Annotated in this window: 16 protein-coding genes; 4 read left to right on the top strand and 12 right to left on the bottom strand. The window is 61.3% G+C overall.

Going from position 1 to position 20,921, the window contains the following annotated elements:
• Nucleotides 1-32: 32 nt before the first annotated feature.
• The 9 genes from NAV33_RS18600 to NAV33_RS18560 form a co-directional block, all read right to left on the bottom strand.
• On the bottom strand, nt 33-1,433 hold the full coding sequence (locus NAV33_RS18600) for a glycosyltransferase family 2 protein (protein ID WP_255982797.1): 1,401 nt from the start codon (nt 1,431-1,433) through the stop codon (nt 33-35).
• Nucleotides 1,430-2,467, bottom strand: a complete 1,038-nt coding sequence (locus NAV33_RS18595) for a HEAT repeat domain-containing protein (RefSeq protein WP_255982795.1) — start codon at nt 2,465-2,467, stop codon at nt 1,430-1,432. The genes NAV33_RS18600 and NAV33_RS18595 overlap by 4 nt, the downstream gene beginning before the upstream one ends.
• A gap of 76 nt (nt 2,468-2,543) precedes the next feature.
• On the bottom strand, nt 2,544-3,674 hold the full coding sequence (locus NAV33_RS18590; protein WP_255982793.1) for a YaiO family outer membrane beta-barrel protein: 1,131 nt from the start codon (nt 3,672-3,674) through the stop codon (nt 2,544-2,546).
• Nucleotides 3,671-4,060 (bottom strand): response regulator transcription factor, encoded by a 390-nt coding sequence (locus NAV33_RS18585; protein WP_255982791.1) that lies wholly within the window; start codon nt 4,058-4,060, stop codon nt 3,671-3,673. Before NAV33_RS18585 ends, NAV33_RS18590 begins: the two co-directional genes overlap by 4 nt.
• Nucleotides 4,057-6,924, bottom strand: coding sequence for a CHASE3 domain-containing protein (locus NAV33_RS18580; RefSeq protein ID WP_255982789.1), 2,868 nt, complete (start codon nt 6,922-6,924; stop codon nt 4,057-4,059). The genes NAV33_RS18585 and NAV33_RS18580 overlap by 4 nt, the downstream gene beginning before the upstream one ends.
• Before the next feature lie 163 nt (nt 6,925-7,087).
• On the bottom strand, nt 7,088-8,725 hold the full coding sequence (locus NAV33_RS18575) for a diguanylate cyclase (RefSeq protein ID WP_255982787.1): 1,638 nt from the start codon (nt 8,723-8,725) through the stop codon (nt 7,088-7,090).
• Complete coding sequence (locus NAV33_RS18570) at nt 8,718-9,104, bottom strand: response regulator (RefSeq protein ID WP_255982785.1); 387 nt, start codon at nt 9,102-9,104, stop codon at nt 8,718-8,720. Before NAV33_RS18570 ends, NAV33_RS18575 begins: the two co-directional genes overlap by 8 nt.
• Nucleotides 9,101-11,509, bottom strand: coding sequence for a PAS domain S-box protein (locus tag NAV33_RS18565; RefSeq protein WP_255982783.1), 2,409 nt, complete (start codon nt 11,507-11,509; stop codon nt 9,101-9,103). The genes NAV33_RS18570 and NAV33_RS18565 overlap by 4 nt, the downstream gene beginning before the upstream one ends.
• A 46-nt stretch (nt 11,510-11,555) precedes the next feature.
• Nucleotides 11,556-11,942 (bottom strand): response regulator, encoded by a 387-nt coding sequence (locus tag NAV33_RS18560; RefSeq protein ID WP_255982781.1) that lies wholly within the window; start codon nt 11,940-11,942, stop codon nt 11,556-11,558.
• A gap of 340 nt (nt 11,943-12,282) precedes the next feature.
• On the opposite strand from NAV33_RS18560, the gene desA reads away from it, so the two are divergent.
• Entirely contained in the window at nt 12,283-13,473 is a 1,191-nt protein-coding gene (gene desA, locus NAV33_RS18555) for a delta-9 fatty acid desaturase DesA (RefSeq protein ID WP_255982994.1), read from the top strand.
• A gap of 136 nt (nt 13,474-13,609) precedes the next feature.
• Nucleotides 13,610-14,608 (top strand): GGDEF domain-containing protein, encoded by a 999-nt coding sequence (locus tag NAV33_RS18550; RefSeq protein WP_255982779.1) that lies wholly within the window; start codon nt 13,610-13,612, stop codon nt 14,606-14,608.
• 71 nt (nt 14,609-14,679) lie between these two features.
• On the opposite strand, the gene aguA is transcribed toward NAV33_RS18550, so the two are convergent.
• The 3 genes from aguA to NAV33_RS18535 form a co-directional block, all read right to left on the bottom strand.
• Nucleotides 14,680-15,795: an agmatine deiminase gene (aguA, locus tag NAV33_RS18545; protein WP_255982777.1), complete on the bottom strand. Its 1,116-nt coding sequence runs from the start codon at nt 15,793-15,795 to the stop codon at nt 14,680-14,682.
• A 106-nt stretch (nt 15,796-15,901) separates the two neighbouring features.
• Entirely contained in the window at nt 15,902-16,780 is an 879-nt protein-coding gene (gene aguB, locus NAV33_RS18540) for an N-carbamoylputrescine amidase (protein ID WP_255982775.1), read from the bottom strand.
• Between the two features lie 323 nt (nt 16,781-17,103).
• Nucleotides 17,104-18,480 carry a glutamine synthetase family protein gene (locus NAV33_RS18535; RefSeq protein ID WP_255982773.1) on the bottom strand — a complete coding sequence of 459 codons (1,377 nt, stop codon included), beginning with the start codon at nt 18,478-18,480 and terminating at the stop codon, nt 17,104-17,106.
• A 251-nt stretch (nt 18,481-18,731) separates the two neighbouring features.
• Here NAV33_RS18535 and NAV33_RS18530 point away from each other — a divergent pair, with 251 nt between their 5' ends.
• Together NAV33_RS18530 and NAV33_RS18525 are read left to right on the top strand one after the other, a co-directional pair.
• Nucleotides 18,732-19,478, top strand: a complete 747-nt coding sequence (locus NAV33_RS18530; RefSeq protein WP_255982771.1) for a gamma-glutamyl-gamma-aminobutyrate hydrolase family protein — start codon at nt 18,732-18,734, stop codon at nt 19,476-19,478.
• Nucleotides 19,479-19,522: 44 nt separating this feature from the next.
• A complete protein-coding gene (locus NAV33_RS18525) occupies nt 19,523-20,881 on the top strand; it encodes a glutamine synthetase family protein (protein ID WP_255982769.1) in 1,359 nt (452 codons plus the stop codon).
• Nucleotides 20,882-20,921 lie beyond the last annotated feature (40 nt).

Below are 20,921 nucleotides of genomic sequence, written 5' to 3'. Positions count from 1 at the left end.
GCGATGCGTCCGGCTTCAAGCTTAAGGGAGACCTACTGCCCCCACCGCCCGCTGCGGCGCATCGCGCCCCACTGATGCTTGCGTCGTGAGAACCATTGCCAGAGCCCGCGGCAACGCCAGGCTGTGTTGATCTGGCGGTAACCGAAGTTCTCCAGCACGGCCATTAGAAACAGCCGCAGCATGTCGCGTCGACGCTCATAAACGCGGAACGATATGGTTTCTAGCAACAGGCCGTTCACCGACAGCAAGATGCCCATACCGATCGCCACCAGCAGGAACGCCGCCAGTGCCTGATAGGACACTATTCCGAGCACGAACCCGCCGATCATGAAGCCGTAGCCGGCCAACTCGATCAGCGGGCCCAGCCATTCGAAAAGCGCCATGAACGGCCAGGCCAGCCAACCCGGCGTGCCACCGCGCAGACTGAATGCAAGCCGCGCGTGGCGGCTCAGGCTTTCCGCGAGCCCGCGCTGCCAGCGGCTGCGCTGACGTCCCAGCGTGCCCAGGTCCTCCGGGCATTCGGTCCAGCAGATCGGGTCTGGCAAGTAACGTATGCGGTACGGAATGCGTCGCTCTCGGTGGTAGCGGTGCAGCCGCACGACCAGTTCCATGTCCTCGCCAACGGTATCGGTGCGGTAGCCGCCGATGGCCATCACCCGCTCGCGATCGAACAGGCCGAAGGCGCCGGAGATGATCAGTACGGCGTTCATCGGCGACCAGCCGAGGCGGCCGAAAAGAAAGGCACGCAGGTATTCGACGATCTGGAAACGCGCCAGCCAGTTGCTCGGCAGCCCAGCGCGGATCAGGAAGCCGCCACGCACCTCAGAACCGTTGGCGATGCGCACGGTACCGCCAGCCGCCACGGTGCGTTCGTCTTCAAGGAAGGGTTGAACCACACGCAGCAGGCTGTCGCGCTGCAGAATGGAGTCAGCGTCGACACCACAGAACAGGCCGTGACGCGCCGCGTTGATGCCTGCATTCAATGCGTCCGCCTTGCCGCCGTTGGCCTTGTCGATTACCCGCAGATTGGCATAGCGGCGCGAGCGATAAATCGCCGCGACCGGCTGGTGCGCGACCGCTTGGCGCAGTGGTTCGGGGTGCGGCACCAGTTCGAACTCCTCAACCAGGACGGCGAGGGTGTTGTCCTTCGAGCCGTCGTTGATGACCACCACTTCGAAGTCAGGGTATTGCAACTGGAGCATCGAACGCACTGAGGTACGGATAGTCGCTTGCTCGTTGAACGCCGGCATCAGCACCGAAACCGGGGGCTCCACGCCAAGGTATGGCGCGATTTCGCCAGTTTCGGCGCGCTGGCGGATGTACCCCATCAGGCTCACCATCGACAGAACGTTGAGCAGCAGGTACATGCCGTTGAGTAGCAGGAAATAGAGAATAAAGCCCAGTTGCAGCCACCACAGCCAGTCGAACGTCACCGCCGTACCTCCGCGATTGCGCGGCGCAGTGCGTCCTGGCCGTAACGGTCTGGCACATGCGCGAGCAGCTGCTTCAAACCGTCGGGCGTGGCGCCGGGCAGCGTTGCCAGGCTGTCGGCAGCCGCCTGTCGGACCCACCAACTGCTGTCGCCGAGCATCGGTAGAAACAGTTCGTTGTCATCGCCGCGTGCCTGCTTGTGGAGCGCTTGCAGCGCGGCCAGCCGCACATCGGCGTGGCTGTGCGTCAGGGCACGTTGCAGTCGTGCACGATCGCGCGGATCGCCGAGTTCGCAAAGACAACGCAATGCCACTTGCAACTGCTCCGGCGCGGCGTTTTCGTCTAGCCGAGCGCGTGCCCAAGGCGCAGCATGGCGCGGTTCGCCGTGCACCAATAACGCAGCCAGCCGCCCGCGCCGTGGATCATCGGAGCCGGACAGGGTCATCAGCAGCGGCATGGTCACCGCCTGTTCGCCGGCCTGCTGGCAAAGGCTGGCCAGGCGAGGCAGCGCCCAGTCCGGGCGCGTTACCGATGCCGGCAGAATGAGCTGCATGGCCCGCGTCGGGTCCATGGCGATCAAGGACTGGGCGGCGGCAAGCGATACGATGGCGTTGCGGTTCAGCAATAGCGGCTGTACCGCGTCCCAGTGCGCTGGATCGGCCAGATGGCGCAGAGAGGTCAAGCCGATCAGTTTGCTGCGTACCCGGCCGCGTAATAGCCCCAGCGCCTGGCGATCCATTCCCATGGCGACGAGCGCACGGTTCATCCGCTCGCGCGCCGTGCCACGCAGTTGCAGCTGTGTGCGGTTCCACTGCAGCAGAAACCAGAACTGGCGATTACGGGGTAATGAGGGCGGCGGCTCGGGCAAATCCTCGCCAAGGCTGCACAGCGCAAAGAATGGTCGCCATTGGTCATTGAATTGCTGGCGCCGTGCCGCTCGGCGCCTGGCTACTTCGCCGAGCACCAGCACTTGCACCATTATCAGCAAGGTCAGCGCACCCAGGCCCAGCGCGCCATACAGTACGAGTTGCAGCATGCCGTCTTCCGGCCAGAGCGATAGCCACACAGGGTTCGGCCTTTCGCAGAGCCAAGCCGGACAACTCACTGCCTCCTCAAAAAGCATGGCGCAAGCCGAGCTGCAACCAGCGCCGCTGATAAAAATCTCCTTGGCGGTGATGGCCAACCTCCCAGGTCAGTGCCCAGCGACTGTCGAGCCAATGCCGACCCTGCAGGCTGAGCGCGCGCACGTCGCTGGTAATCAACTGTTGCTCCTCGACCGCTTCTTCCTCGCCGACCGTCATGCGTATGCCGGCATAGCTCAGGCCATCGTAGTAGTAATCCAATGCCAGGTCGTGGCCGATGGGCGTGCCGGCATTGGCAACATCGGTGATGTTCAATGTGTAGCCAGCACGCCAAGAGTCCCAGTAGCGTTCGGCCGTGAGCGCGAGGCGGTCGACTCGGGTGGTTTCATATTCGGTGCGGCGGATACTGGCGGCACCGAGAAACCCTGAGGGCAGACGCCGTTGCAGGCGAAGGTCGGCGTGCCACTGTGGCAGGAAGTAAGGCGAGGGCTGATAACCAACCTCAGGTTGTAGCGTCCAGTTGTCACCCAGGGCAAACACCGCGCCCAGTTCGGCGCCCTGATCCCATTCGCCGAAACGCTGTTCGCGTAACAAGGCACCGTACCAGCCGAGACCCTCCGGCTGCGTCGAGGCGTAATCCAGGCGCTGGCTGCGCCAGTTATCGAAGCCGCTATCGAGCCAATCCTGACGGGCCGACAGCTCTATTTCATGACGGCGTTGCGCAGGGGCGCTGGCGGGTGGCGTGGTGGCGGTTGCCGGTGAGGTCAGCGCGGCGCGGGTCTGCTGCATCACCTGTTGCACCTCGGCATAATTCGGCGCGATGCGCGCGGCGCGCTCCAATGAATCCAGGGCGGTCTGTGGACGACCGCCCCAGAGCAAGGCCTGGCCTTGACCGAGCAGGTAGTCGGCGTTGTCGGGTTCGCGCTGCAACAACTGTTGATAGATCGGCAAGGCCTGCTCCGGCTTACCCTGCCAGGCCAGCACTCGCGCCAGCAAGAATTGCGCTTCGCTATCGTCAGGCTGTCGCAGCAGATACGCATCGAGTGTCGCCTGTGCGGCGTCGAGTTGTTGGGCCTCGATTTGCCGTTGCGCGGTCGCTACATCCCCTAGCGCTAGCGGCGCAAACAGCGCGAGGGCCAGCAACAGAGCCCGACGAATCATCGCGGTCTCCTTAGCAGGCGGCGGATGCGCGCCAGCAGTTCCTCCGGCTGAAAGGGCTTGGTCACATAATCATCCGCGCCCAGCTCCAGCGCACGGACGATATCCACCTCACGTGCCTTGGCGGTCAGCATCAGCACCGGCACGCTGCCCCAGCCAGGCTGTGCGCGTAGCCGCTCGATCAGCTCAAGGCCGTCATGGTACGGCAGCATGATGTCCATCAGCGTCAAGTCGGGTGGGCTGGAACTGCTCAGCTTTTCGAGTGCCTGTCGGCCGTCAGCGGCATGCTCGACGACAAATCCGTGCCGCTCGAGCATGAAGCGGATAAGGAAGGCGATATCTTCTTCGTCCTCCACCATCAGGATGCGCTGATTGCCAGAATCGCTCATACATTGACCTCGTCGGAATTTTTCGTCTGGCTGGGTGGCCAGTGCTGTAGCAAGTGCTGGATCAGCGTCGCCAGTTCATCCCCGTCATGGCGGGATTTGACCAGTTGGCGCAAGACCAGGCGGCTGTCGTAGGCGGGCGAATCCAGCGCGGAAAAGATGATCACCGGCGGCGGTGGTACTGTCTGAGCCAGCTGATCAAACAGCTCGCTACCGTTGCCGTCGGGCAGCATCAAGTCGATGATTGCCAGGTCGTAGGGCTGTTCTGCGATCATTTGGCGAGCTTCGGCCAGGCTAGCGGCGCCCTGCAGATCGACCCCAAGCGGCGCGAGCAGCCTGGCCAGGAGTTCACGCAGATCCGCTTCGTCCTCGACGTGCAGTATCAGCGGGCGGGAGCCGTCGGTTTGGAGGCAGGTGCGAACGACGTCGGTGATCCGCGACGGATCGATCGGCTTGTGCAGCCAGTCGATTACCCCGACTGCGCCACCTCGCAACTCGCCATCGTCGTCATCGCGGCGTTGCGGTTGCAAGCTCACAATCAATACCGGCAGGTGTTGGTAGACGCTTTGGCCGCGTAAATTTTGCAAGAAGACGACGCTGTCTTCATCGTTCAATGCAGGGCTGAGCGTAAGCGCCTGAACATTGAACGTTGCGAGCAGCTCACGGGCCTGAGCCGCCGTCTCGGCAATCAGGGTTGCGTAGCCTTGTTGCCGCAAGATGGCGGCCAGCTGTTCGGCAGATGGCGAGTCGGGTTCGAGAATAAGAATGCGCGCTGACGATTTCGAGGCCGCCGCCAGCGGGGGTTGCTGTGGCATCGACGTGTAAGGCGGTGTCCGTGGATACAGTGGCAGCCGCAGCCAGAAGCGCGTGCCCTGGCCTTCCTGCGAGTCGAAGCCGATCCGCCCGCTCATCTTCTGTACCAATGAGCGGGTGATGGCCAGGCCCAGCCCGGTGCCACCGCGACGGCGGGCATCGGAAGAGTCGGCCTGGGCGAAACGCTCGAATACCCGGGAACGGAAGCTTTCCGGAATCCCCAGCCCCCGGTCCTGAACGCCGATTTCCAGCATGCTGCCATCATCACTGTGTATGTCGACAGACACGATGCCGCCAGGTGGCGAATGCTTAATCGCGTTGGACAGCAGGTTGGCCATGATCTGGGCGAAGCGGTCCGGATCGACCTCGATATCCGAGCCGATCGGCTCCGCCAGCGTCGCAAGCGTCAGGCTGACGTTGTAATCGCGGCCATAGGGTTCGATATCCTGCAATGCCTGTTCGAGCAACGTGAGCGCATCGCAGCGGATGAGATTGAATGGAAGACGACCGGCTTCGAGTTTCTCGATGTCGAGAATGTCGTTGATCAGGCGCACCAGCCGCTCGCTATTCTTGTGCGCGATGTCCATCAACGGCCGAGCGCCCTCGCTCACCTCACCCGCGATGCCGCCGGCCAGCATGCCCAGGGCGCCGCGGATGGCCGTCAATGGCGTACGCAGTTCATGGCTGACAGTGGAAATGAATTCGGTCTTCATTTGCTCCATATGTCGGCGCAGGGAAATATCCACCGCCACGGTCACCACGTAACAGGCACCGCCGGAAACCTGCAGCGGTCGCTTGAGCACTTGTAGCCAGCGTTCCTGGCCGCGCGCATCGGTCAGGTTCACGTCGGTGATGCGTAGCTCGCCACCGCTACTGAGCAGCTCCGCCTCGCCCTGCAACAACGGCAGCAATAACTGCGCACCGGCGATGTCCTCGACACAACGTCGCTCGATCACGTCCGGTCGGGTGTCGAGCAGGCCGGCAAAAGCCGAGTTGCACAACGCAAAGCGTCCCCGTTCGTCGCGCACGAAAATAAGGTTTTCGTCGGTATCGACTACCTTACGCAGGAACGCTCGCTGATCGTGCAACTTGTCGCGGCTGCGTTGGAGCTCGGTGACGTCGCGGGCGATGGCGAGGTGATCGTCAAATCCGGTGCGTACAAGACGCACCTCGAAAGTCCGATGACCATCTACCTCGCACCAGGTGGTCTGCTGTACTTCGTCATCGTCGGTTTGCTCGAGCAGCTTCAGCAATAAGGGTTCGATTGCCGTAGGTGCTGGCCCGCGATTGCTGCTCGCGTGGGATAGGCCGGTTACCTGGCGCCGGCTGTCGATCGCGTAAAGGTAATCGGGAATGGCCTGCAGCAAAGCAGCTAGATGCGCTTCACCGGCTTGCGCCTGGATTGTCAGGCGTTGACGGATCTGCATGTTGCGGCGAACTGCCCAGAATGCGGCGAGGAACAACGCGAACACGATCAAACCGCCGGCCAGCGCCAATTGCCGGCTGTGCTCGATGGTCCCGGCCACAGCGCGGTGCGCGCTGGCGAGCTGCTTCCGCTCGCGCTGTTCGACTGCGCCGAGCAGCGCCCGCAGGCGATCCATGATTTGTTTGCCACCGGCCCGGCGAGCGCGTTCGACGGCGGTCTGCAGGCCGCTGTCGCGGCGCGCTTGAATGTTGCCTGCCGCAATCACCAAGCGTGCGGCAATGGCAGCATCCAGTTCGTCGAACCAGGGCGTATCGGGATATTCGCTTTCAGACGTGACGGCCTGCAGATGGCGGCGATGTGCCTCCAGCTCGACTAGCCCTTGCTCATACGGCGCCAGATATTCGGCTTCGCCGGTGAGAATGAAGCCGCGCGAGCCTGTTTCGATATCCTTTAGCGACGAAAGTATCGCCTGTGCCGCCGTGATGATCTCCAGGCTACGGCTGACCGATTGGTTGGTGGCGAGTACGGCTTGCTGGGTTCGCGCAGCCTGGAAGCCAAGTGCGGCCAGCAGCATGAAGGAGATCAGAAAGGCGATCGAATGCCAGCTTATCGCGGGGTTTGAAGGCAAACCGGAGCTCCTTTCGCCGGCAGATGAGTGCGCAGGCTGCAGGCGCAGTCCGTCGCTCGGCGTCCAACGTTGCTTGGCAGGTCACTGTTCGTGACCGCTGGATCTAAAGCAGTTGGACTCGGCAATGTCGCAGCGGTTCGCTGGTTCTAGGCTGGCGAAGCGATCAGTGTTCTGCGACTTGTACTTGATTACGGCCCTCGCGCTTGGCGACGTAAAGGGCTTGGTCGGCGCGCTCTAGCAGATCACTGGGCTTGGAGTGGCTGTCAGTCTCGCTGATACCGGCACTCAGTGACACGCTGAAGGTTCGCGTCCCCGTATGGAAACGCAACGCCGAGAAGCGCTGACGGATTTCGTCGAAAATCTGCCAGGCTTGCTCGGTGGTGCAATCGGGCAATACCGCCACGAACTCTTCGCCGCCGTAGCGGCCGAGGCTGTCGATCCGGCGCAACCGTTGGTGCATCAGATTGGCCAGCGAGCGAATCACGTTATCGCCGGCGGCATGACCGTACTGGTCGTTGACCTGCTTGAAATGATCGAGATCGACCATCACCACGCTTGCTGGCTTGCCGTTGCGCAGCGAGCGTTCCACCTCCAGCGCTACCTGCTCCTTGATATCGGCATGTTTGAGCAATCCGGTCAGGCTGTCGCGCGACAGCGCCGTGCTCAGCGATCTCGCGCGCTGGGCATGGGAAAACACCGCGGCGATCAGCGCGTTGTCGCTGATGGGTTTGGTAATGAAATCGTCGCCAGCCTTCAGCAAGGCGGCCATCTGCCGGTTGATGTCAGTTTCGGCAGACAAGTAGATGATCGTCACCCGCAGCCACTCGTCGTTCAGGCGGATCATCTGCGCCAGCTCCGGGCCAGAGCAGCCGGGCATATTCACGTCGAGTAGCAGTACTTCCGGGTTGAACGCATGCATGACCTCGAATAGCGTGCTGGGGTCGCTCAAGGTCTCCACCAGCATCTGTGAATTGCGCAGCACCAAGCTATAACGCGCCGCGAGGTCGGCATCGTCATCGATGATCAGAATTCGGTACGGCTCGCTCAATTGACGGTTGAGGCAGTGCTCGAGGCTGCTTTCCAGCTGAGTAATGTTCACCGGCCGGGTGAAGTAGCCTTGCGCGCCGGCGCGAACCGCCGCCAGCTGGCTGTCGAAATCGATGCGATGGTTGATCACCAGCAGCGGCAAGGGTGTTTCCAACCGCTGCTGAAGTGCGCTCACCGCGGCCAACTCACCGTCGTGCTGGCTGATGATCAGTGCGTCCGGCATCTGCCCGTCGAGGGCCGTTTGCAGCAACGCAATATCCGGAAACCGCAGCACGTCATAGCCAAAGTTACTCAGGGTTTGACACATTTCCTGCCCGGCATCGAGGTCGCTCTCAAGCAAATAGACGCGGCAACCGGCGTGCAGTTTTTCATGTTCGTCGGGTTGCCCGACCAAGGCGCTATCAGGAGCGCCGGCCAGCGCTTCGGCCACCAGTTGGTGGGTCGCCCGGACCAGCGCGGTGAGCGCCTGGCCGCTGGGCTTGGCCGCGTCCAGCCAGTGGTCGGCCCGCTGTTCAAGCAATCGCGACTGCTGGCCGAGCGTGGTGAAACCGAAGGTGCCGGCCGTACCGGCCAGGCGATGCAACCGCTCGCGGACGTCGAGCACTAGCGCCCGGCGCTTCTCGCGTTCACGGGTGTGCTGCAGTTGCTCGGCGACCTGTTCGAGTTCAGGAAGCTCCTGCTGCAGCCGCTCGGCAAATTTCTCGGTTAATGCTTGCAGCTGGCTCTGCAGCGCGTCTCCGCTGCCATTAGTCATGCTCGGCTTCCCATATCTCGTTCAACTGTGCCGCCAGTTGCAAGGGATCGAAGGGTTTTTGCAGCAGGCTTCGCACGCCAAGTCGTTTCAGTTCGGCTAGGTCGGCGGGCTCCTGCTGCCCTGTCAGCAGTACTACCGGCGTCTGGGGGAGATCAATCTGCAGCGCGAGCTGACGCAGCAGTTCCAGGCCGCTCATCTGCGGCAGCATCACGTCCAGCAGGATCATGTCTGGGACGAATTGCTGGGCCTGGCCCAGCGCATCCTGGCCAGAGGCGCAGCTGAGCACCTGAAAGCCGCCGAGCTTTTCCAGGGCAATACGGGTCACCACCTGAATCGATGGCACATCCTCGACATGCAGGATGCGCTGCAACGGTCTCACGAATGCAGCTCTTCAGCGGGCTCGCAAGGCAGCTCGAACCAAAAACAGGCACCTTCGCCAGGCGTCGAATCGAAACCGATCTGTCCATCCATATGCTCGATCAACTCCTTGCTGATGGCCAGGCCAAGGCCGGTGCCGCCTTGCTGGCGAGTATCCGACGAGTCCGCCTGCGCAAACTTGCTGAAGATCCGCTCGCGGAACGCCTCGGTGATTCCCGGACCTTTGTCGCGAACGCTTACACGTACTCGGCGATCGCCCACCGCTTCGCTCCACAGCTCGATGGTTTGGCCGGCTGGTGAAAATTTAGATGCGTTGGAGAGTAGATTGCTCAATACCTGTTCCAGACGCATCGTATCGACATTGATCAGGACCGCAGGGCACGCGCCTAGCTCGATAGTCACAGCGTAGCTATCGGCGTAGCCCTGGTTGCTGCGAAGCGCCTGTTCCAGCAACGGCTGCAGCGGCTGCAACTCCAGCTCGAAGCGCATCTTGCCGGCGTAGAGCTTGTCGATATCCAGCAGGTCGTCAATCAGCACACTCAGGCGTTTGCTGTTCTGGTGGGCGATATCCAGCAGCTCCTGCAGGTGCTCAGGCACTTCGCCCATCACCTGTCCGCAGATCAGTCCCAGCGAGGCGGTAATAGAGGTCAACGGAGTGCGCAGCTCATGGCTGACGGTAGAGACGAAGTCGCGCTGCAAGATCTCGATCTGCTTGCGTTCAGTGATGTCGTGCAGCACCACCACAGCGCCGTTCTGCTGGCCATTGGAAGCAAACATCGGATCGGCATTGGCCAACACATGCCGTGTCGTACCATCCACCACGATAGTCATCTCGACGTTGCGGATGTGCTCGCCGCGCAGGGCGCGCATCAGCGGGACCTCTTCCAGCGTCATCGGCGTCACCCCGTCGGCATGGAAGAGGTGATAAATGATCGGCCACTGTTCAGGCGACAACTGCTGCGCATCGAGGCCGTGCCAGAGCCGAGCGGTATTGTTGAACAGGGTCAGATTGCCCTCCGCGTCGCAGGCGACAACGGCCTCGGACAAGGCTTCGAGCAGACGCCGATTGATTTCCTGCTGCTTATCCAGCTCAAACTGCTCGGCCTTGCGCTCGGTAATGTCGGTCACCAGGCCGTGCCAGAGCACGGAGCCATCGGCCTGGCGCATCGGCGTCGCGCGCGCTTCGACCCAAATAAGGCCTTTGCGCGGATGGTCGATGCGGTGCTCGAAATGCCAGGGCGTCAGGGTCGCGGCGGCATGTCGGATACTTGCCAGCACGCGCTCTCGGTCATCCAGATGAACCCGGGTATAGATCGGCCCGATGCTCGGTGCCATTTCGGCGGCGCTCAGGCCGTAGATGTCCTCGACGCCTTCGCTGAGGTAGGGAAAGGAGCTGTTGCCGTCGGGTCGCCAGCAGAACTGGAACAACAAGCCCGGCACCTGCGCTGCGATCTGTTGTAATCGCAGCTGCAGGTGCTCCTGGTGGGCCAGGTCATAGGCACTGACGATATAGCCGCGCAGCAGTTCTCGTTCGTCATGGATCGCCGAGACGTTCAGTAGCACCGGTACGCTATCGCCGTTTCGGTGCAGCAGACGCCATTCACGCATTTCACGCCGCCCTTCGAGCAGCGGCGCGATAAGCACGGCGAATCCCGGCTCGATGGTCTCGCCCAGTTCGTTGCTGAGAATGGCGGCGCGCCGGGCCAGCGCTTCTGGGGGAAACAAAGCCGAGGTCAGCGGATGGCCGACCACCATCTGCTCTGGGTAGCCGAACAGGCGCTCGGCGGTCGGGTTGACGCCCGAGATCAGCCCTTCAGCTGTGGTGACCAGCATGGCGCTCGCGGCGCTGTTGAGCAGGGCCTGCTGCAGCGCCGCCTGTTCGGCGTAGCGGTGCGCCTGCAGCCGTTCTTCGAAGAGCCGCATGATCTGCCGGCTCAGACGTACCAGCGCCTCGCGCTGCGCATCGCTGAGCTGACGCGGCTGGCGGTCGATCACGCAGAGGGTACCGAGGTTGTAGCCATCCGGCGTCGTCAATGGGGCGCCAGCGTAAAAGCGGATGCTCGGATCGCCGGTCACCAGTGGATTGTTGTGGAAGCGTTGGTCTTGTTGCGCGTCGGTGACCTCGAAGATGCCCTGGCCTTCGATGGCATGGGTGCAAAAGGAGATCTCGCGCGGGGTTTCGCTGACGTTCAGGCCGAGGCGGCTTTTGAACCATTGGCGACGGTCATCGACTAGCGAGATCAATGCGATAGGGGTGTCGCAGATGTACGAGGCGAGTTGGGTGAAATCGTCGAAGGCGGAATCGTCGGGGGTATCGAGAATCTCGTAACGCAGCAGCGCAGCGAGTCGGGACAATTCGCGGGTTGGCAGAGGGGAGGGTGCCCGCATCGCTTTCTGTGAATCCATCTGGCTAGCCTATCTCGCTGGGTGAAGGGGCAGGTTGCCGGCGCGCCTATTGTAGGCTGGCTTCCCAGATTGCCTGGATCTGACCGGCCAGGCGCATCGGATCGAACGGCTTGACGATCACATCACGCGCGCCTAGGTTACGCAGGTGTTCGATTTCGACGGGCTGGACCTTCGCGGTCATGAATGCCACCGGCACCTGTGTCAGATCGATCCGCTCGCTGAGCCTGGTCAGGGTTTCCGTGCCGCCCATGCCGGGCATCATCACATCGAGCAGGATGAAGTGTGGGACGAATCGTTCGACTTCTTCCAGCGCCTGCTGGCCGGACGAGCAGGACAGCACCTGGTAACCGCCGACTGCCTCCAGCGCCACTTTTACAACCGCCTGGATGGACGGATCGTCCTCGACATGCAGAATCCGTTTTAACTCGATCATGCGGTGCCTCCGTCGACAGGTGGGTTATCAATCGGCCGAAAGTGGGCAGTTTGCCAGCTTGCTAGGCTGCTGACGTAGCGTTCGATGAAAATAGCCCACCGATATATGTCGCGGCAGGACGCCGACGCTTGCCGTCCAAGTTCGACTTTGCCCCCCGGCGATAATTCTCATGGCAAGTCGAGGTGCGGCTGCATTCACCCGCCCGGTGCGCGTTCCGTGGCACCTGTCGACAAACCACTCTTGTGCGACGGGCGGGTGCGGCAATACGCCGCCGTGAGAAGATAATGTCGTTGGCTGGCATCTGCCGACCATGGTTCCTTCACTGCGAGGCTGCAGCACTATGTGGTACACCGGTTTTCTCGATCTTTCTGCCTGGCAGGTGGTTGCAGCCACCTTGCTTATGACGCACGTGACCATCGTCGCCGTCACCGTTTATCTGCACCGTTATTCGGCACATCGCTCGCTCGAGCTGAACACTGGGCTCAAGCACTTTTTCCGTTTCTGGCTGTGGCTGACCACGGCAATGAACACCCGCGAGTGGACTGCTATTCACCGCAAGCACCACGCTAAGTGCGAAACCTCCGATGATCCGCACAGTCCGGTACAAAAGGGGCTGATGACCGTTCTGCGCAAAGGCGCCGAGCTCTATCAGGAAGAGTCGAAGAATCCTGAGACCCTGCGCATCTACGGCAAGAACTGCCCGGACGACTGGATCGAGCGGAACCTCTATTCGCGCTATCCCAATCTCGGCATCGTGCTGATGCTGAGTCTCGACCTGGCGCTGTTCGGCGTTATCGGCCTGACCGTCTGGGCCGTGCAGATGATCTGGATCCCGTTCTGGGCCGCCGGCGTGGTCAACGGGTTGGGGCACGCGGTGGGCTATCGCAACTTCGAGTGTCGCGACGCGGCCACCAACCTGTTGCCCTGGGGCATCCTTATAGGTGGCGAAGAGCTGCACAACAATCACCACACCTACCCGAATTCAGCCAAGTTGTCCGTGCGCAAGTGGGAGTTCGACATGGGTTGGGCCTGGATCAAGCTATTCAGTCTGTTCGGGCTGGCGAAGGTGAATCGCATTGCACCTATCGCGCACCGCGTCACGCCCAAGCCTCAGTTGGACATGGACAGCGCCATGGCGATTCTCAACAACCGTTTCCAGATCATGGCGCAGTACCGCAAGCTGGTGATCAAACCTCTGGTGCGCCTGGAATTGCAGCGCGCCGATGCGTCGGTACGTCATCAGTTTCGCCGAGCCAAGCGTCTGCTGGCGCGAGAACCGAGCCTTTTGCAGCATGAGCAACACGCGCGCATCGCGGTGATCCTCGAGCAGAGCCAATCGCTGCGAGTGATTTACGAGCATCGTCTGGCGCTGCAGCAGATCTGGACCCGCACCAGCGCCAACGGCCACGAAATGCTCGCGGCGGTCAAGCAGTGGGTGCAGGATGCCGAGGCCAGCGGTATCCAGTCGCTGCGCGAATTCGCCGATCACCTGAAAACCTATTCGCTCAGGCCGGCCGCCGCCCACGCGTGACCTTCTATCGGCGCGACCATCGGCTGGCGCGCCGCCTGGAACTTTGCTCAACCGGCACTCTCTGAACTGCAATCTTGTTGTCAGCGACAGCTAAGCGGGTCTCCGCCAGTGCCTGACGCTCTTTTGGAACGCAGGTATGAATCTGGTGAAGCAGCGAAGCGAAACGAGGGGTGGCATCGTCCCCCCGACCGAAGCGCAGACCCTTTTGGCGTTGATGCATGCTCGCGCCGAGGCCGATCGTCTGAGCGAACGCGAGCAGCTTTTCAGCACGCTGATGGGCGCCGTCAATGCGGTGCTCTGGGCCTTCGATTGGCAAGCCCAGCAGATGATTTACGTCAGTCCTGCCTACGAGCAGATTTTTGGCCGCTCCGCCGCGCTATTGCTGTCGGACTACGGCGAATGGCGCAACAGCATCTATCCGGACGACTTGGAATACGCGCAGAAGAGCATGCTCGACGTGCTCGACAAGGGCGCTGTCGAGGAGCGCGAGTACCGCATCATTCGCGCTGACGGGCAACTGCGTTGGCTCAGCGACAAGTGTTTCATCGCACGCAACGCGGACAGTACACGCGGGCCGATCATCGTCGGCATCGCCGAAGACATCACGGAAAAGAAGCAGCTCGAAGGCGAACTGCAACGTCTGGCCACCATCGATGTGCTGACCCAGAGCAGCAACCGCCGACACTTCTTCGAATGCGCCCAGCGCGAATTCGATCTGGCCCGGCAGTACGCCACGTCGCTGGCGTTCCAGCTGCTGGACATCGATGACTTCAAGCGGATCAACGATACCCACGGTCACCAGATGGGCGACCAAGTGCTGCAACGCGTTGCCCAGTGCGGCTCGTCGGTGTTGCGTCGGGGTGATCTGTTCGGGCGCATCGGTGGCGAGGAGTTCGCTCTGCTCTTGCCGGGCTGCCAGCCAGACCTCGCCGAACAGATCGCTGAACGCTTGCAGCGGGAGATCCAGCGTCTGGTCTTCTCCAGTCCAGATGGCCAGCGATTCGGCGTCACTGTCAGTCTCGGCGTGACCTATCTCCGGGCCAGCGATCCAGACCTCAGCTCACTTTTTGCGCGCGCCGACGCGGCGATGTATACCGCCAAGCGTCTGGGCAAAAATCAGGTGATTGTTGCCTGACGCTATCCATGGCCTACAAAAAACCGCGGCGAGCCTGAGGCCCGCCGCGGTTTCTGTTTGGCTGAGAGCAATTAACACTTGTGAGTCAATGTCGCGATCGGCTGCTGCTGAGTGATGCAATGGATATTGCCGCCACCCAGCAGGATTTCTCGGCCGGGCACCATCACCACCTGATGCTGCGGGAACAGTCTGGCAAGAATGGCTTCAGCTTCGGTATCCAGCGGGTCGCCGAAAGAAGGGGCGATGATGCCGCCATTGACGATCAGGAAATTGACATAGCTGCCGGCCAGGCGGATCGATGGATCGCGCGGTTGGCTACCAATCAACGGAACCACGCCAGCGCATTCTTCTTCGGTGGCGTGAAGCGGTCCAGGAATCGGCATTTTGTGCACGGTTAACTGCCGGTCCCAGGCGTCACGTGCCTGTTCAAGCACCTGCATGGCCGCCTGGCAGCGTTCGTAGTTGGGGTTGTCCCGATCATCGGTCCAGGCCAGCAGTACTTCACCGGGGCGCACGAAACAGCAGAAGTTATCGACGTGGCCATCGGTCTCATCGTTGTACAGGCCGTGCGGCAGCCAGATCACCTTGTCGATCGCCAGGTAATCGGCAAGAACCGCTTCGATCTGTTCGCGGGAGAGATGCGGATTGCGGTTGCGGTTGAGCAGGCACTCTTCGGTGGTGATCAGCGTGCCTTCGCCGTCGACATGAATCGAGCCGCCTTCGAGCACGAAGCCTTCGGTGCGGTAGCGGTCGCAGCGCTCGATCTCGAGGATCTTTTGCGCAACCTCGTCGTCGCGCTGCCACTCGCTGTAGAGTCCGCCTTCCAGCCCGCCCCAGGCGTTGAATGTCCAATCGACTCCGCGCAGTCCGCCCTTGCCATTGATCAGGAAGGTCGGTCCGGTGTCGCGCACCCAGGCGTCATCGGTGCTGATTTCCACCACACGAATGCGTGGATCGTCCAGCTGCGCCCGTGCCGTCTGGTATTGCTCGGCCGCAGCACACACCGTGACCGGCTCGAAGCGGGCGATGGCCTTGGCGACTGCGGTAAACGCTGCCTGTGCCGACGTGCCCTGGTCGCGCCAGTTGTCCGGACGCTGCGGCCAGACCATCCAGGTCTGGCTGTGCAGCGCCCATTCGGCAGGCATGTGGTAGTCGTCGGCACGCGGCGTGGTGGTGAGGGTGGTCATCGGTATTTTCCGTGAGAGCGCTTTGTAGGAGCGAGCTTGCTCGCGAACAGTTTGCATAGCCGAATTCGCGAGCAAGCTCGCTCCTACGATGGGTCAAAATGTTCGGTCAGGATTCCAGCGAGCCATCGAGTGTCTTGATCGGGCTGTACAGGTTCGGCCGGCGATCACGGAATACGCCCCAGGCGCTGCGGATGTGCTCCAGCTTGTCCAGGTCAAATTCGTGTACCAGCACGCCTTCGCTGGTTTCGTCCATTTCCTCGACCTTGGCGCCGAACTGGTCGGCGATGAACGAAGAGCCGTAGAACGTAATGTCGTAGCCGTCCTGCTCCTCGGTGCCGATACGATTGCTGGCAATCAAAGGCATCAGGTTGGCGCCGGCGTGGCCCTGTTGCACGCGCTGCCAGTGGTCGCGTGAGGTGATGTTCGGATCATGCGGCTCGCTGCCGATGGCGGTTGGGTAGAACAGCAGCTCGGCGCCCATCAGCGCCATGCTGCGGGCGGTTTCGGGGAACCACTGGTCCCAGCAGATCGCCACGCCGATCTTAGCGTAGCGGGTGTTCCAGACCTTGAAGCCGGTGTCGCCGGGGTTGAAGTAATACTTCTCGTGATAGCCCGGTCCATCCGGGATATGGCTCTTGCGGTAGACGCCGAGCATCTTGCCGTCGGCATCGATGATGGCGATGGAGTTGAAGCGCGCACGCCCGGCGACTTCGAAGAAGCTGATAGGCAGCACGACCTGCAACTCGGCGGCGACCTTCTGGAAGTGCTGAATGGCCGGGTTTTGCTCGACTGAAGTGGCCAGCTGCAGATATTCCGGATTCGGCTTCTGGCAGAAGTAGGGCGTCTCGAACAATTCCTGAATCAGGATGACCTGCGCGCCCTTGGCGGCCGCTTCACGGACCAGCTTGTCGGCATTGGCAATGTTGGCTTTGCGATCCCAGGAACAAGCCATCTGGGTGGCGGCGACGGTGACGATACGGGACATGACGGCCTCGAAAAAGATTGGCTTATAGAAAGTGGATCGATTTTACGCGATGGGGTTCGCTGAAGCCTGGAAAAGACGACGACAGCGCTGGAGGCTGGAAGGCCGGACGAAAAAGCTGCGCTGGTCGTGGGGCCTACCACAAATACCGGAGCCGTAGGGTGGGCTTCAGCCCACCGTTGCCGACCTTGTTGAGCTGAAACGGAACGCCGCCCGGCCTACCCTACGATTCCCAGCCTTCAGCGATCATAGGTGCTCAACGTTTCAGGCATGGCAACCACTCAACCGGCCCGCCTTGCCTTCCGCGCTTTTCGGCTTTCCAGCCGTCAAACCGTATGCAAATACCAGTTGTATTCCAGGTCTGAGATCGAGTGTTCGAACTCGGCCAGTTCGCTCTCCTTACAGGCGACGAAGATGTCGATATAGGTGGAGTCGATGTAGCGCGCCATGATTTCGCTGTCGTCCAGTTCCCGCAGGGCATCGCGCAGGTTGGTCGGCAGGCTCTGTTCGACCTGCTCGTAGGAGTTGCCTTCGATTGGCTCGTCCGGTGCGATCTTGTTGGTCAGACCGTGGTGGATACCAGCCAGCACGCTGGCCAGCAGCAGATAGGGGTTGGCGTCGGCACCGGCCACGCGGTGCTCGATGCGCACGGCGTCCGAGCTGTCGGTCGGCACCCGAAGGGCTACGGTGCGGTTGTCCAGGCCCCAGCACGGTGCATTGGGTACGTAGAACTGCGCGCCGAAGCGGCGATAAGAGTTGACGTTGGGGCAGAGAAAGGCCATCGACGCCGCCATGGTCTGCTGAATACCGCCGATGGCGTGGCGCAACGTTTCGCTTTCCAGGGGGTTGTCGGTAGCGAATATATTGTTGCCATTCTTGTCGAGCAGCGAGATGTGTACGTGCAGACCATTGCCGGCCTGGCCCGGATAGGGCTTGGCCATGAAGGTGGTGTCCATCTCGTGGTCGTAGGCGATGTTCTTGATCAGGCGCTTGAGCAGCACCGCGTAGTCGCACGCCTTGATCGGGTCGGCGACGTGATGAAGGTTGACCTCGAATTGCGCCGGGGCGCTTTCCTTGACGATGGCATCGGCGGGAATGCCCTGCTCCTTGGCGCCTTCGAGGACGTCCTGCAGACAGTCGACATATTCGTCGAGGTCATCAATCAGATAGACCTGGGTGGAATGGGGGCGCTTACCGGAGATCGGCGAGCGTGGCGGTTGAGGCCGGCCGTTCACGTTTTCCTGGTCGATCAGGTAAAACTCCAGCTCGAACGCGGCGCAGATGGTCAACCCCAGCTCGTCAAACTTGCTCACCACCTGGCGCAGCACTTCGCGCGGATCGGCGAAGAATGGTGAGCCGTCGCGCTCGTGCATGGTCATCAGCAACTGAGCGGTCGGACGCTTCTGCCAGGGTTCGTTGCTCAATGTATTGGGAATGGGGAAGCAGGTCCGGTCCGAATCACCGATATCCATGCCCAGTCCGGTGCTTTCCACGGTGATGCCGTTGATATCGAGTGCGAACAGCGAGGCGGGCAGGTTGATACCTTTTTCATAGACTTTGTGCAGACTGGCGCGCTCGATGCGCTTGCCTCGAACGACACCGTTCATGTCTGCGATCAGCAGGTCGACGTACTGGACCTCCGGATGTTCCTTGAGAAATGCGTTAGCTTCGTTGAGCTGAACGGCACGCGGCTGCGGGAGCATGATGAAGCACCTTAATTGTTAAAAATTTCAATCATCAGACAGCTTGCTTTGGAGTCAATCGAAAACCTCTGTCGGTGTCAATAGCGCTTAAAAAAGCACCATGAAGGCCAGCTTTGGGCACTTTTGGGGCATTCTCGGCCTTTACAAAAATGAGCGACCGCGACTTTGCGTTCAAGATTTCGTCGGCTATTGTCTATAAAAACGAACAAGACTACTCTCCGACGAGCCCCATCTGGAAAGACGAGTATCCCATGCCTCGCGTGCCATTGATCGGCGTTTCCGCCTGTACCAGGCAGATAGGCCACCACAACTTCCACATTGCCGGCGACAAGTACCTGCGCGCGGCGGCAATCGCAGGTATGCCGCTGGTCATTCCGGCGCTGGACGATCTGATAGACCCCATTGCTCTTCTAGATAGCGTAGACGGCCTGCTCTTTACCGGCTCACCCTCCAATGTCGAGCCTCATCATTACGGCGGCCCGGCCAGCGCTGAGGGCACGCCACATGATCCGTCGCGTGATCGCCTGACGCTGCCGCTGATTCGTGCGGCGGTGGAAGTGGGTATTCCGGTATTCGGTGTCTGCCGCGGCTTCCAGGAAATGAACGTGGCCTTTGGCGGCAGTCTGCACCAGAAGGTGCACGAAGCAGGTCCTTATGCCGATCATCGCGAGCGCGCCGAAGATCCGCTGGAGGTGCAGTACGGCCTCAGCCATGCCTTGCATGTTCAACCCGGGGGGGTGCTTGAGCGGCTCGGGCTGCCGCCGCAGATCGAGGTGAATTCGGTGCACGGCCAAGGTGTCGAACGGCTCGGCAACGGGCTGCGTATCGAGGCGCTGGCGCCCGACGGGTTGATCGAGGCCTTTTCCGTTGAGGCCGCGCGTACGTTCGCACTTGGCGTGCAGTGGCATCCGGAATGGAAGGTGCATGAATACCCGCATTACCTGGCGCTGTTTCAGGGCTTCGCCCAAGCCTGCCAGGAACGCGCCGAGCGGCGCTGAGCGCAGGCCGGCACGGCGCTCGTCTCAATAGTCCCGAGGTTGATATGTCCAGCAAGCTCGACCAGCTCACCGGCTGGCTGAAAGAACGCAAGATTACCGAGGTGGAATGCCTGATCAGCGACCTGACAGGCATCGCCCGCGGCAAGATCTCACCTACAAACAAGTTTCTCGACGAGAAGGGCATGCGCCTTCCCGAGAGTGTGCTGTTGCAGACGGTTACCGGCGACTACGTCGAAGACGACATCTATTACGAGCTGCTCGACCCGGCCGACATCGACATGTTCTGTCGGCCCGATGCAGATGCGGTGTTCCTCGTTCCCTGGGCTATCGAGCCCACCGCTCAAGTGATCCACGATACCTACGACAAGATGGGCAACCCCATCGAGATATCTCCACGCAACATCCTCAAGCGGGTGCTGAAGATGTATGCCGATAAGGGCTGGCAGCCCATCGTCGCGCCGGAGATGGAGTTCTACCTGACCAAGCGCTGCGAAGATCCGGACCTGCCGTTCCAGCCGCCAATCGGCCGTTCGGGCCGTCAGGAAACCGGCCGGCAGTCGTTCTCCATCGACGCGGCCAACGAGTTCGATCCGTTGTTCGAAGACATGTATGACTGGTGCGAGGCGCAGGGGCTCGATCTGGATACCCTGATTCACGAGGAAGGCACCGCGCAGATGGAAATCAACTTCCGTCACGGCGAAGCGCTGCATCTGGCCGACCAGATCCTGGTGTTCAAGCGCACCATGCGCGAGGCCGCGCTCAAGCACAACGTCGCCGCCACCTTCATGGCCAAGCCCATGACGGGAGAGCCTGGCAGCGCCATGCATTTGCACCAGAGCGTTGTGGACCTGGAAACCGGGCGCAACATCTTTTCCAACAGCGACGGCACCATGAGCCAGCTTTTTCTGCACCACGTTGGCGGCCTGCAGAAATACATACCCGAGCTGCTGCCGCTGTTTGCGCCGAATGTGAACTCCTTCCGCCGATTCCTGCCGGATACCTCGGCGCCGGTGAATGTCGAGTGGGGGGAAGAGAACCGTACCGTCGGCCTGCGGGTGCCGGATTCCGACCCGCAGAACCGTCGCGTCGAGAACCGGCTGCCGGGCGCCGATGCCAATCCCTATCTGGCTATCGCCGCCAGCCTGCTCTGTGGCTACATCGGCATGATCGAAGAGCTGCCGCCGAGCCAGCCGGTCAAGGGTCGTGGCTATGAGCGGCGCAACCTGCGCCTGCCGCTGACGCTCGAGGCGGCGCTGGAACGGATGGAGAACTGTAAGAAGTTGGAGAAATATCTGAGCCCCAAATTCATCACCGGCTATGTCGCGGTCAAGCGCGCCGAACAGGAGAACTACCACCGGGTAATCAGTTCCTGGGAGCGGGAATTCCTGATGTTGTCGGTATAAGCGGCTTCAAGCGTCGTAGGGTGGATGGCGCTTTTCTCAT

Origin of the sequence: Stutzerimonas stutzeri, assembly GCF_024448715.1 — a bacterium.
GTDB classification, from domain to species: Bacteria; Pseudomonadota; Gammaproteobacteria; order Pseudomonadales; family Pseudomonadaceae; genus Stutzerimonas; species Stutzerimonas stutzeri_AR.
The sequence above is the reverse complement of the archived record's forward strand: the minus strand, read 5'-3'. Positions and strand labels throughout refer to the sequence as shown.